Annotated in this window: 10 protein-coding genes and 2 pseudogenes; 10 read left to right on the top strand and 2 right to left on the bottom strand. The window is 62.0% G+C overall.

All coding sequences use genetic code 11. The annotated features are described in order from the left end of the window. Nucleotides 1-31 precede the first annotated feature (31 nt). A complete protein-coding gene (locus AB1E34_RS14545) occupies nt 32-493 on the top strand; it encodes a peroxiredoxin (RefSeq protein WP_372573067.1) in 462 nt (153 codons plus the stop codon). 315 nt (nt 494-808) lie between these two features. Here the strand turns inward: AB1E34_RS14545 and AB1E34_RS14540 are convergent, their stop codons facing one another. Beyond that, nucleotides 809-3,904: an RCC1 domain-containing protein gene (locus tag AB1E34_RS14540; protein WP_372573066.1), complete on the bottom strand. Its 3,096-nt coding sequence runs from the start codon at nt 3,902-3,904 to the stop codon at nt 809-811. Nucleotides 3,905-4,152: 248 nt separating this feature from the next. On the opposite strand from AB1E34_RS14540, the gene AB1E34_RS14535 reads away from it, so the two are divergent. The 3 genes from AB1E34_RS14535 (at nt 4,153) to AB1E34_RS14525 (ending at nt 6,966) form a co-directional block, all read left to right on the top strand. Next, entirely contained in the window at nt 4,153-4,959 is an 807-nt protein-coding gene (locus tag AB1E34_RS14535; protein ID WP_372573188.1) for a ferritin-like domain-containing protein, read from the top strand. Nucleotides 4,960-5,141: 182 nt separating this feature from the next. Continuing rightward, nucleotides 5,142-6,467: a DUF5930 domain-containing protein gene (locus AB1E34_RS14530; RefSeq protein WP_372573187.1), complete on the top strand. Its 1,326-nt coding sequence runs from the start codon at nt 5,142-5,144 to the stop codon at nt 6,465-6,467. After that, nucleotides 6,457-6,966 carry a bactofilin family protein gene (locus AB1E34_RS14525; RefSeq protein WP_372573065.1) on the top strand — a complete coding sequence of 170 codons (510 nt, stop codon included), beginning with the start codon at nt 6,457-6,459 and terminating at the stop codon, nt 6,964-6,966. The genes AB1E34_RS14530 and AB1E34_RS14525 overlap by 11 nt, the downstream gene beginning before the upstream one ends. Before the next feature lie 15 nt (nt 6,967-6,981). On the opposite strand, the gene AB1E34_RS14520 is transcribed toward AB1E34_RS14525, so the two are convergent. Then, nucleotides 6,982-7,938: a Rossmann-fold NAD(P)-binding domain-containing protein gene (locus tag AB1E34_RS14520; protein WP_372573064.1), complete on the bottom strand. Its 957-nt coding sequence runs from the start codon at nt 7,936-7,938 to the stop codon at nt 6,982-6,984. A 93-nt stretch (nt 7,939-8,031) separates the two neighbouring features. Here AB1E34_RS14520 and AB1E34_RS14515 point away from each other — a divergent pair, with 93 nt between their 5' ends. The 6 genes and pseudogenes from AB1E34_RS14515 to AB1E34_RS14490 all read left to right on the top strand — a co-directional run bounded on the left by AB1E34_RS14515 (nt 8,032) and on the right by AB1E34_RS14490 (nt 13,075). Next, entirely contained in the window at nt 8,032-8,940 is a 909-nt protein-coding gene (locus AB1E34_RS14515; RefSeq protein ID WP_372573063.1) for a LysR family transcriptional regulator, read from the top strand. A gap of 78 nt (nt 8,941-9,018) precedes the next feature. Further along, nucleotides 9,019-10,239, top strand: coding sequence for a lectin-like protein (locus AB1E34_RS14510; protein WP_372573062.1), 1,221 nt, complete (start codon nt 9,019-9,021; stop codon nt 10,237-10,239). A gap of 309 nt (nt 10,240-10,548) precedes the next feature. After that, nucleotides 10,549-10,767: a phage integrase N-terminal SAM-like domain-containing protein gene (locus AB1E34_RS14505; protein ID WP_372573061.1), complete on the top strand. Its 219-nt coding sequence runs from the start codon at nt 10,549-10,551 to the stop codon at nt 10,765-10,767. A 47-nt stretch (nt 10,768-10,814) separates the two neighbouring features. Then, nucleotides 10,815-11,284: pseudogene (locus AB1E34_RS14500) on the top strand (tyrosine-type recombinase/integrase). 10 nt (nt 11,285-11,294) lie between these two features. Continuing rightward, nucleotides 11,295-12,477 (top strand): annotated as a pseudogene (locus AB1E34_RS14495) (IS91 family transposase); the annotation flags it as partial. A 463-nt stretch (nt 12,478-12,940) separates the two neighbouring features. After that, the gene (locus AB1E34_RS14490) at nt 12,941-13,075 is read left to right on the top strand and encodes a hypothetical protein (RefSeq protein ID WP_372570726.1); all 135 of its coding nucleotides are present in this window, start codon (nt 12,941-12,943) and stop codon (nt 13,073-13,075) included. The last annotated feature ends 2 nt before the right edge of the window (nt 13,076-13,077 follow it).

Below are 13,077 nucleotides of genomic sequence, written 5' to 3'. Positions count from 1 at the left end.
TCTGTCACCAATTTCCTGCCGGAGTACATTTATGCCCGATCTTTCCGATACCGCCCCGGACTTTACCCTGCCCCGCGATGGGGGCGGCGAGGTCACGCTGTCCGACCTGCGCGGCTCCAAGGTTGTCCTGTTCTTCTATCCCCGTGATGATACGCCGGGCTGCACCAAGGAATCCATCGGCTTTTCCGAGCAGTTGCAGGCTTTTTCCGATGCGGGCGCTCACGTTTTGGGGATTTCCAAGGATACCGTCACCAAGCATGACAAATTCGTCGCCAAGCACGGGCTGACCACCACGATGCTGTCGGACGCCGAGTCTGACGTCTGCGAGCAATATGGCGTCTGGGTGGAAAAGAACATGTATGGCCGCAAATCGATGGGGATCGAACGCGCCACCTATCTGATCGACGCCGACGGCAAGATCGCGCGCATCTGGCGCAAAGTGAAGGTGCCCGGCCATGTGGAAGAGGTTCTGGAGGCGGTCGAAACGCTCTGAGATCTCTTGGCCCCGAAAAAGCCGGGACGGCCCTGCCCCGAAGTGCCAGTTTCGACCTCCAGATAAAGTGCGGCTACGTCAGGAGCCCCTTAAGGAAGCTCTCTGTTTTCCGCTTATAGGGGTGAGGTGAGACGGGACGGCTCGGAGCAGCCGATTTCATGAAATGGAATCGGTCCAGAAGCTTTGAAAGTTTCCGGCCACCGGGCGCGGCACCGGCTCCGCAACGCCGCAGCAGCCCCCTGTTGCAAGTGGCGTCCCGAGAGGCCGGGTTTTCAAACACCCCGGGCGCTTGCAGGAGCGCCCGGGGTGACCTTTTCAGAGGAATGCGAAATCGTCGCTGTCCAGCTCTGCCACCCAGACGTTGCGCAGCAGCAGGCTGTCATCCTCGCTGAATTCCAGCACGGTGTTGCGCCCGACCTGCGAGGCCGACGACAGCACGTCGTCGAAGTCTTCAACACCCTCGGTATCAAGAACGACGGTGTCGCCCGGGCGACTCCACCATAGGAATTCGAAACCGGGGTCGAAATCACGGATCACGTCATGCCCGCCGTCAAAGACAAAGCTGTCGCGACCCCAGCCGCCCGTCAGCACATCGTTACCTTCGCCGCCATCCAGCGTATCCCGACCGAAGCCCCCTTTCAGCCAGTCATTACCCGTACCGCCATTCAGCAGATCATTGCCAAAGCCGCCCTTCAACCGGTCCTCCCCGGCCCCGCCCGAGACGATATCATCCCCCCAGCGCCCGTTGATCCGGTCATCGCCTGCGCCCGCGCGCAGCAGGTCAGCCCCGAAACTGCCTTTGCCAGCGGTTGCCAGCGACAGGGTTTCGCCGGTGGAGAAATTGAAGCTGGAGGTGTCGCCCTCGGCGATGCCCTCGTAGGGATTGCCGTTGAGGTCGATAAAGGCACCGTCGGTGATCTCCACCGCGTAACGCGCATCCGCCTCCAGATGTTCGGGCGGCGTGACGGTCACCTCTGTCCCATCGATCTGAACCAGTCGCGCATCGCTCACGTCGATCTCGGTCCGAGTCCCGTCGGCGCGGTTGACCAGCGTGAGGGTGCCCTCGCCAACCGCAACCTCTTCTGTGAAACTCAAGGTCAGCGCGCTGTCATTCTCCACCTCGCGGGCGTTGTCGCCCGGCGTCGCAGAGACGAGGAAGGGATCAGCCTCGCCGCCCAGCTCGATCTGGGTCGGGACGTAAACCGAACCATCGGAAGAAAACCCAAGGCGCCCATCCGAGTTGGACCCCCAGGTGAAGATCTCGCCCGTATCCGTCACCGCGATGATCGAGTTCGGACCGGTATGCAGTTCCACCACGGTCACGTCGTCAAGCTCGGTGATCAGGGTCGGGTAGAAGCTGGCATCGCTTTCCTGCGGATCACCATCCAGCCCGCCGGTCGGGCCTTCGTCATTGGGACCCCAGGCATAGACATCGCCATCATCGGTCAGCGCCATCGCCCAGCGTGCGCCGCCCTTGACCTCGACCACGTTGTTCGGCAGCCCGGTCAGCTCGACCGGGACCAGCACATCTGAGGTATCGGGCGTGAAGGTGCCGTCACCATTGTCATCGCCCTGCAGCAACTGGCCATTGCGGCTTTCGCCCCAGCCAAAGACCCTACCATCACTGGTCACCGCGTATGAAGTCTTGGTATCTGCTGTCACCGAGGTGATGTTTTCGGGCAGACCTTCGACCAGAACTGGCTCTGCCGAGCGTCGCGCGGGCGCGCCATCCTCGTCTAGCGCGTCGGGTGAACCCAATTGGCCGTCCGTGTTGCTGCCAAAGGCCCAGACCTGACCATCGGCTGTCAGCGCCAGCGTGTGGGCAGTACCCGATGACACGGTGACCACGGTTTCATTACCCAACGCCTCGACCATTTGCGGTGTCAGCCGTTCCTCCAGATCGCCCAGCCCCAACTGCCCGTTGCTGTTATTACCCCAGGCGTAGAGCTGCCCCGTCTCGGAGATTGCATAAGAGGCGCCATTGCCGTTTTCGATGCTGGCAATATCCGCATCATCCAGCGCGTCAATCTTGACGGCACTGGTGCGGGTCTCTTCATCCCCGGTCCCTAGCGGCCCGCGATTGTTGAAGCCAAACGCATAGACATCGCCATCCTCGGTCAGAAAGGTGGTATGCAGCAGACCGGCGGAGACGGAGACGATCTTGGCGTCAAACCCTTCCGGCATCTCGACCGCCAAGGGCGTCTTGATATCGAACCCCGTCGCGCCATTGCCCAACTGGCCCACCACATTCTCGCCGCTCGCATAAAGCGTGTTGCTCTCGGTATCGAGGAAGACCGAGAAATGGTTGCCCGCGCCAGCGGTCCCGGCGGTTACCTGCGCCTTGCCCTCATAAGTTTCCAAAGCGCGAGGGCGGGTCAGTTGGTCGTCATAGGTGCTGGAGCCAAACAATGCGGTTTCGGCCCCGTCAAAATAATCGCCATCATCATTGGCATCGCTCAGGCGGATCACATTGCCCGCACCGGCAAAGCTGTTGCCGACCAGCGCCAGGGTGCCATCCTCATCCGCAGTGATGGAAAAGCCGATCTCAGCATCGACCCCGTCAGGCATCTGGTTGGCGTTCCAGACTTCGGTGGCTTCGCCCAAATCGTCGATCTGCCCCGATCCGTCCAGATCCTCCAGGCGATAAACCTTCAGCACCTCGGCCGCATCCGGGAACCAGGTCAGCGTATAGAGCGTGCCATCCACCGCCACCGCGCTGGCAATATCCACCGGCGCGCCGAAACTCATGTCGTCGGAGATGAAATCGACGACCTCATCACTCTGAATGGCGCCATCGCCATTCCTGTCCTCGATCCGGTAGATCACATCCGCCGCAGCCCCGGTCAGGTCGTTCAGATAAGCCACATCGCCGTCAAAACTCAGATCGAAAGGCACGGCGGTATCGATGACGCTTTGCAGGTCCAGCCACAGCGTCGCCTCGCCCGCGTCATTGGCATCACCGTCGCCATTCAGATCAAGCGTGCGATAGATCGCGTCCTGCGGTGCCGAGGACACCCCGGCATTGGCGATATAGATCGCGCCGTCAACGCCCTCATGCACGCCATTCGGTGTTACGGTCGAGAACCCTGCCGCATTGTCAGCCGAGAACCAGACCCGCGCCTCGCCCGAATCCTGCGCATCGCCGTCGCCATTGGTATCGCTCAGGCGATAGACCGTGTCGGCATTGCCATCGCCGAAATAGACCGATTTGTCGCTGGCCTGATGGATGGTGAACACATTGCCGGTGGGCGCGGTGAGGCCGGAGGCGTTATCGGCATCGAAGAAGACGCGCGCCTCATCGACGCCCGAGGCGGTGCCGTCGCCATCCATGTCCTGAAGAAGAAGGATCTGATCCTTCCGTTGATCGCCCACCAAAATGCCATTGGGGGTGCGGGAAACAAGCCGTGCCATGTGCAGGCCTCCATTCTGAGTTGAAAGGGGTCGCCTGGCTGGAATGCTGAGTTTCGAGGGCGTGCTAGGACGGAACGGCGCGCTTGTCCAGTGCCCTGTTGCACCCGCCGGCGACATCAATCAGCTGATCTGCTGGCATCGCCCGCGCGCATTTGATAGCCGGGCACAGACCCGTTTCAAAACGCCCCCGGAGCCCTCGAGCCGTGACCGATGCCCCCGATACCTCTGCCCTGGACACATTGAGCGCGATGGCGGTCGATGTGCTGAGCACCGCTGATGGCCGCGCCAAGGCGGCCAAATCACGCGCCCATGCCGCGACCTGGAAGGCGGCGCGCGATGCGGGCGAGATCATTCCGCTTGGCAACGCGGTCCCGCCGGACCACCCAGCGCGCCCGGAACGTCCCGAACTGCTTAGCCCGCGCGACGTGCCGAAACGCAAACCGGGGTCTCCTGCCGGTCGAATCGCGCTGCTGCATGCCGTTGCCCATATCGAACTAAATGCCGTTGACCTGCATTGGGACATCATCGCGCGCTTTGCCGACACTCCGATGCCTGCGGGGTTTTATGACGACTGGGTCAAGGCCGCAGATGATGAGGCGAAGCACTTTAATCTTATGTGCGACTGCCTTGAAAATATGGGAAGTTTCTATGGCGCCCTACCCGCCCATCACGGCATGTGGCGGGCCGCGACGGATACCGCTGACGACCTGCACGGACGGCTGGCCATCGTGCCCATGGTGCTGGAGGCGCGCGGTCTGGACGTCACGCCCGGCATGATCGCCATCTTCGAGAAAGCCGGAGAAACCGCAGCGGTGGAAAGCCTGAACACAATTTACGCCGAAGAGGTCAGCCATGTGGCCTATGGGGCGAAATGGTTCAATTTCTGCTGCGGACGGGAAAACAGCGACCCCAAAGAGGTCTTTCACGCGCTTGTCAGGCACTATTTCAAAGGCGGCCTTAAGCCCCCGTTCAACGAGGAAAAACGCGCCGAAGCCGGATTGCCGCCCGACTTTTACTGGCCACTTGCCGAGGAGTTTCCGGCCTATCTACGCTGAGATCAGCCAATCTGCCTCAATTTTCGGCAACTTTCCGCGCAATTGCGGCGAAATCTCCCATCTTGAGACCAACCGCAAGGCGTCGCGCTTGCCCAATTCTTAACATGTGGCTATTCAGTCGCACCAAGGCCCGCAGGACCAAACCGATGGGCCGCCTATTGGGGGCAGACAGGGACTTACGCGTGCGTACAAGGCTGGCGATCAAAATTCATGCGTTTCTGGAACGACGCTTCCCGGAACGCCGAGTGTTCCTCAAATCCGACAGCGACACCCGCTTCATCCGCCTCCGACCCGAAACCCAGCTTATGGCATTTGCCGGTGCCTCGGCGCTCGTGGCCTGGACCATTGTGGCCACCGCGATCCTGTTGATGGACAGCATCGGCTCGGGCAACTTCCGCGAGCAGGCGCGCCGGGATCAGGCCACCTATCAGGACCGGCTCAACGCCTTGTCGCAGGAACGCGACGCCCGCGCCGAAGAGGCGCTGGCCGCGCAGGAACGGTTCAACGCCGCGCTGGCGCAGGTTTCAGCGATGCAGTCCGAGTTGCTGAACTCGGAAATCCGCCGCAGCGAGCTGGAGACAGGGATCGAAGTCGTCCAGACAACGCTGCGCACCGCGATGAAGGAACGCGAGACGGCACGCGCCACGCTGGCACAGATGCAGCTTGAGGCCGAGAGCGACGATGCGCAGAAACTTGCCTCTGCCGCCCCGGCGCAGATGGACCTGATCGCCGACGCGCTTAGCCGGACCGCAGCCGAGCGCGACCAGATCATCGCCGATGCGCAATCGGCCCTTGAGGCCCGTGACGAGCTGGAGCTGGAAATCGCGCTGATGCGCGAGCAGAACGAACAGATTTTCCGTCAGCTCGAAGAGGCGATGGCCATCTCGGTCGAACCGCTGGACAAGATGTTCCGCAGTGCGGGCATGCCCACCGACCGGATCATCGAACAGGTGCGGCGCGGCTATAGCGGTGTGGGCGGTCCGCTGACCCCTTTATCCTTCAGCACACGCGGTGAGGAAGCCTCGCCCGACGAGATTCGCGCCAACCGCCTGCTGCAGCAGATGGATCAGCTGAACCTTTATCGTATGGCCGCCCAGAAGGCGCCCTTTGCCAGCCCGGTTCGCGCCGCCGTGCGTTACACCAGCGGTTTCGGCACGCGCCGCGACCCCAAAACCGGCGGTCGCCGGATGCATAACGGGTCCGATTTCGCGGGCGCACATGGCACTGATATCTTTGCAACAGCGGACGGAGTCGTCACCCATGCGGGCTGGCAATCGGGCTTTGGACGGCTGGTCAAAATCAAGCACGAATTCGGCATTGAGACACTTTACGCTCATAACACCTCGATCCGCGTAAAGGTCGGCCAAAGGGTCTCGCGCGGCGATCACATAGCTGATATGGGTAGCACCGGACGGTCCACAGGCACGCATCTGCACTATGAGGTGCGCGTCAATGGTAAACCCGTGAACCCTATGACCTACATCAAGGCTGCAAGAGATGTTTTCTAAGAGCAAAATCAACGAGCCCGGAACCAAGGCGCCCGAAGCGGACAAACCCGCATCCGCTGCCCCCACGGCGGCCCCCGCAGCGCCTGCCCAGAGCGACTACAAACCCACCGCCCCCAAGCCGAAAGCGCCCGCATCGGTGCTGTCCTCGGACCTGCATGTGACCGGCAACCTCAAGACGACCGGCGACATTCAGGTCGAAGGCACGGTCGAGGGCGATATCCGCGCGCATCTGCTGACGATCGGAGAATCGGCCACCATCAAGGGCGAAGTGACCGCCGATGACGTGGTGATCAATGGCCGTATCGTGGGCCGTGTGCGGGGCCTCAAGGTGCGCCTGACCTCGACCGCACGTGTCGAAGGCGACATCATCCACAAGACCATCGCAATCGAAAGCGGCGCGCATTTCGAAGGTTCGGTGCAGCGTCAGGACGACCCGTTGAACCCCGGTCGCGCAACCAAGCCCGGCGCCAATCCAGCTGCCGCCAAGGCCGAAGCCTGAAAGCCTCAGGACGGTTCAGAATTCAGGACGCGCCGCAGATAATTTCTGCGGCGTTTTCTTTTCTCTGGCCTTTGCGCTTTGCGGCGCGCGCGCCAGATCGGTCTGGCTGTACTGCGCACCGTTCAATGCCATACTCAGGGCATCTTGCACGGGCGTTGCCTCAAACTCCGGCAGAAGTTCGCCCAGGCGCGTGCCGTCCAACGCATGCGGCTTTGACCACAGATGCCGCATCTCGATCAGGTGGCGGCCCATTCTCCAGAATGGCGACAGCATCAGGATGGGTAGCCAGTTGAACCGACGCAGCGCCAGCCGGTGTTCATATGCCGATGCCACGCCCTCTGCCAGTTCCCGCCCCGTCAGCGTGTAACCGGGAAAGGGCACATCCTCGAACCGGGAAAGTTGGTGCCGCATTTCGGCCAGCGCTACCGCCGCGCGCGCCATATCCGGCAGGAACGCCCAGGCATGGGGCTGGTCCGGGTCGCCGGGATAGGTGAACCTGCCCCGCTCCAGCCCGGCCAGCATGATTTTGTCGAGCCAGCCATCCGAGCGCGCGGTATCAATGAAATCACCTGCCCGCAGGATCACGGTTTTGACCCCCGATTTGCGATAGGCCTCCTCCATCTCGATCCGGATGCGACCCAGCGGGTTTGTGGCGCGGTGCGGCGTGTCAGCATCAAAGCACGCCGGGGCGTCCACACCGAACACATAGACATTGCCCGGTACGATCACCATCGCGCCACTGGCCCGAGCGGCAGCGATCACCTGCCGCGTCAGGTCGGGCACGGTTGCGGCCCATTGGTCATAGGGCGGGTTCCAGCCATTGACGATCACATCCGCCCCCATGGCTGCGCTGTCCAGATCATCTGCCTTTCGATCAAAGAACCGCACCTGCCATCCCGCTTTCCAGAATGCATCCGCAGCGGCGCTGCCAAAGCGCCCGCTTGCGCCAAGTATCAGAACCGTTCCACCCATATCTGCTCTCCTTTAGCGACGATGGCGACAAACTGAGATATTCTTTTGTGTATGAAAATTGCCAAAATTTGTTGATTGGATATACATATACGCATGACATCTCCCCTCTCCCGGCTCGACTGGGCGCATATTCAAACGCTGCTTGCTGTGGCTGACACCGGATCGCTCTCGGCGGCGGCACGTCGTCTGGGGCTGACCCAGCCAACAATCGGGCGGCATATCTCAACGCTGGAAGACAGGCTTGGCCTTGACCTGTTCACGCGCACCGCCAGTGGCATGCAACCCACCGAGGCCGCGCTCGACCTGCTGAGCCCGGCGCGCCGGATGCAGGAGGCCGCGCATCTGCTGGAACTGCACGCGGCGGGCGCGGCGCAGGCGGAAAGCGGAACCGTGCGCATCACCGCGTCGATCTTCATGGCCCATCACGTGTTGCCGCCGGTCTTTGCCCGCCTCCGGCGCGCGGCGCCCGAGATATCGCTGGAACTGGTGGCCTCGGACACGACCGAAAACCTGCTGTTCCGCGAGGCCGATATCGCGATACGCATGGTCCGCCCCGAGCAGTTGGACGTGGTAAGCCGCTATGTGGGCGAGGTGGACATGGGCCTGTTCGCGCACAAGGACTACCTTGACCGGGCGGGGCGTCCGACCAAAGATGCCGACATACTGAGCCATGACTTCGTCGGCTATGACCGCAACGATCAGATCATTCAGGGCTTTCGCGACGTGGGGTTCGCCGTCGATCGGGAGTTTTTTACGACAAGATGCGACCTCCAGACGGCCTATTGGGAACTCATCCGCGCGGGCTGCGGTCTGGGCTTTGGGCAGGCGGCGGTCGGACGCGCCGACCCGGATCTGGAAGAGATCGACCTCACTTTCCCTCTGCCGACACTCCCGATCTGGCTGACCAAACCGGCGGCGCTGCGCAACAGCCCGCTGATCCGGCGCGTCTGGAGCGCACTTGATCGCGAACTGAGCGAATTTGTCGACAAGCGCCCGAGCTGAGCGCAGATCCCCAAACAGGACATGGCGCAAAAACGCCCGGTTGGTATAGGCTTTGTGAGTAAGGCGGGAAAGCCGCCCATGGCATCAGACGGAACCGGGACAGATCATTTGCAGCAGGACAGTGGCATTCAGCGCAAACTCGCCGCGCTCTTTGCGGCCGATGTGGCGGGCTATAGCCGGCTCATGGCGGCGGATGAGGAGCTCACCACCACCACGCTGGCGCAGTATCGCGAGATCATGGACGGGCTGATCGCCCATCACGGCGGGCGCATCGCCAATACCGCGGGCGACAGCGTGCTGGCCGAGTTCACCAGCTCGGTCGAGGCGGTGCGCTGCGCGGTCGAGATTCAGGAGGCACTGCGCCATCGCAACGATCCCTTGCCCAGCGACAAACGCATCCGGTTCCGGATCGGCATCGGCGTCGGTGATGTGATCGAGCGCGAGGGCGACCTGCTGGGGGATGGCGTCAATATCGCCGCCCGTCTGGAATCGCTGGCCGCACCGGGCGGCATCTGCGTGTCCAGCGATGTGCGTGACCAAATCGAAGGCAAACTAACCTTGCAGGTCCAGTCGCTGGGCAATCAACGGCTCAAGAACATCCCTCGCCCGGTTCGCGCCTATCAGATCGGGCTGGAGGATGGCGCGCGACTGTCCGTGATCGCAATTCTGAAACGCCAGTTGCGCGGGCGCGGAACAGGCATGGCGCTTGCCACATTGCTCTGCGTTGGTGCGGCGGCTGGTGTCGTTGTGTATCACCATCTCTGGGAGGGCGGTGCAACGAACGGGCTGAGTGCCGCGCGCGACGCACTGGACCGGCAGGCGCTGGAAGCCGCCGCGCGCGAGGCCATCGCCGGGCGCGATATCCTCAGAACCGAAGCCTTTGGCGGGCATGATTATTCGATCGTGAGGGCCGAGGGCATCAACTGGGCCGAGGCAGACGCCGAAGCGCGCGCCATGGGGGGCAGCCTCGTCTCGATCACCTCGCAGGCGCAAAACGATTTCATCGCGGAGTTGATCCAGCAGGAGGAGTCGCTCTGGCAGGAATGGAAACCCGGCCACTACACCGGCCCCTGGATTGGTCTGCTGCATCAGCCAGACACAGATAGCCCTGAGAAAGGATGGATCTGGGTCAATGGCGCGCACCTGGGCTATAGCAACTGGTACGAGCACCAGCCCGACAATCGGGACGGGAACGAAAGCGTCGCGCGGTTCCATCACTGGGGCGGCGACAGCAAGCCGCAATGGGGCGACGCCTCGGGTCTGGAACAGGCCAACGGGTATATCGTCGAGTTCGAGTGATCCTGGCCGCAACGCGGTGACGGTCATATGCGCCGGTTTCGCGGAAACAAACCGGCCGTGGAACTTCGGGTATGTTTGACACAATCGGTGAGACTTTCCGGGACTTTAAGACGCAGCTATTCGGGCAACGCTGCCCCAAACGTCAGGCGGTTCTGGCCCAATGAGTGCAACCCGGACGAGGGCGAAGCCGCTTTCGCGGTATTGGCGCTTGTGGCGGGTTGGGTGCGCTGAACGAGGCGCTTCGATTTTGTTGATGAGCGCGCCTGTCTGACGATTGGGATCTTCTTCATCTGATGACAGGAGGTTCCGATGACGGACCAATATATACCGAAGCTGCGCCAGCGTTTTCTCGAAGATATGCGGATCAAGGGTCTGCAGCCCAAGACGCAGACGATGTATCTGCGGGCAATGCGCGAGTTCACGAGGTATCTTGGCCATTCGCCTGATACCGCGACCTCGGAGGAATTGTGCGCATTCCAGCTTGATATGAAGGAGAAAGGGGTTGGCGCTCCGATCTTCAACAACTGACTGACGGTGCCCATTTCTTCTGCACAACCACATGTCTGAGGCCGGAGATGAAGCGGCACATGCGCTACCAGCGGGCGGCCAAGAAGATCCCGGTGGTGCTGAGCGCCGAGGAGGTCGCGCGCCTTCTCGAAGCTGCGCCAGAACCTGGGCTGCGATACCGGGCGGCCTTCAGCGTAGCCTATGGCGGTGGGCTCAGGGCCAGCGAGGTCACGCATCTCAAGGTCGGCGCCATTGACAGCGACCGGATGTTGATCCGGGTCGATCAGGGCAAGGGGTGCAAGGACCGTCATGTGATGCTGTCGCCGAGCTCAAGAAGAAGGTCTCACGCCATACGCTGCAACACAGCTTTGCCACCCATCTTCTGGGGCGCGGGACTGACATCCGCGTCATCCAGGTGCTGCTTGGCCATGCCAAGCTAGAAACGACGACGATCTACACGAAGGTGGCGACCAAGACGATCCGGGATGTGACCAGCCCGCTCGATCTGCTGGTACGGCGGGAGGCTGGTTCCGACTGACCACGGTCGCATGTCTCGTCCCAGACCGGAGGTTGCGGATCTCTTCCGCGCCCATGGTGCTGCCTATCGCAGCGACCATGCAGGCCACCTGAACCGGCCGCAGTTGAAGGTGATGTCCGCGATCGAGACCTGCCGGACCGCCGCGCTCGGCGGGCAGGTGGCGGCCTGCACCAAGTGCGGCCACGAGCACATCGCTTACAACTCATGCCGCAACCGACATTGCCCGAAGTGCCAAGGGGCCGCGTCGCGGGAATGGATGCAGGCGCGCATCTCGGATCTGTTGCCGGTGGAGTACTTCCACGTGGTCTTCACCCTGCCGGCCCAGCTTGCTGACAATGCCTTCCAGAACAAGGCGGTGGTCTATGGCCTGCTGCTCAAAGCATCCGCCCAGACGCTCCTCACCATTGCGGCCGAGCCGAAGCATCTTGGTGCCCGGATCGGCATGACCAGCGTGCTGCACACCTGAGGATCGGCGATGACGCACCACCCGCATGTGCATATCATTGTGCCGGGCGCAGGAATGTCACCGGATGCAACCCGATGGATCGGCTGCCGCCCGGAGTTCTGCTGCCGGTCAAGGTCCTGTCGCGGCTATTCCGGCGCTTGTTCCTCGAAGGCCTGGCCAGATTACACCATGCGGGGAAGCTGGCGTTCTTCTGCGATCTGTCGGGGTTGGCCGATCCCGACGCCTTTACAGCCCATCTGGCGTCGCTGCGCAAGGCCGAATGGGGTGTCTTCGCCAACCACCCTTCGGTGGGCCGCAAGCCCGTGCTCGCTTATCTGAGTCGCAACACCCACCGCGTCGCAATCTCCAACCATCGCCTTGTCAGCGCCGACGCCGAAATGGTGACCTTCCGCTGGAAAGACTATCGCATCACGCGCGGTGATCGCATGAAGGTCATGCGCTTGCCCACGGACGAGTTTATCTGCCGGTTCCTGATCCACGTTCTGCCGACGGGCTTCCACCGCATCCGCCACACCGGATTCTTGGCAAATGGCATTCGCCGTGACAGGATCAAGCGGATCAGGCGCTTGCTCGATGTGGAACCAGAACCTGCCCAGGCGCCGGATGAGGGGACGCGCGACGATCCCCGCGACGAGATCTGTCTTCAGCCTTGCCCCAAATGCGGGGGGCGATACCTGTCATCGAAACCTTCACCTTCGGACAGCCTCAAAAATCCCGCGCACCGCCAGGGGGGATGCCGAATGATGCAACACCTTCACACCTGGCACCAAAACCCGGTGGTGCCGGACCAGTCCACGCGGCCGCTCCAACGAAACCTGCGCAGCGAAAGGCCCATGACTACAAAGGGAGAGGTCGATTGACGACGTCGGACCGGAAAATTCGAAGAGCCGCCACCCATCGGCGTCGCACACTCCGAAACTCAGTGCATCGATTGTATAAGCCCTGAGCCACTATTCAGCACCTTTGCCGGATGCGCTTCGGGCGCGGTTTCAAAAGTTGACTGAGGAAGGGTTAAGTGGTCGCGCTGCGGCGCTGCGGCTTAGGCTTTCGCCTGCCACCGGGGCGCGCTGGGGACTTGCAATCCGGCGAACCGGACAGGCCAGAGCTGCGCCGCAAGGTCGGCCTCAAGGCAAGGGCAAGCTTGATCCCCACCGGTCTTTTCTCGTCGAACTCAAAAGCAGGACGGCGACATGACCATGCCCGAACTGGCCGGTGCGCTGGCGGAAGCGACCGGCGTTCAGACGCACCCTGATGCAATTGGCCGGTTCCTACGCAAGCTCGGCTTCACGTACATAATTGAGGAGGATCAGAAAGCGATCCAGTGAAT

Origin of the sequence: Ruegeria jejuensis, from assembly GCF_041537905.1 — a bacterium.
Classification (GTDB): domain Bacteria; phylum Pseudomonadota; class Alphaproteobacteria; order Rhodobacterales; family Rhodobacteraceae; genus Ruegeria_C.
Note: the sequence above shows the minus strand (reverse complement) of the source record. Positions and strands in the feature narration are given on the sequence as shown.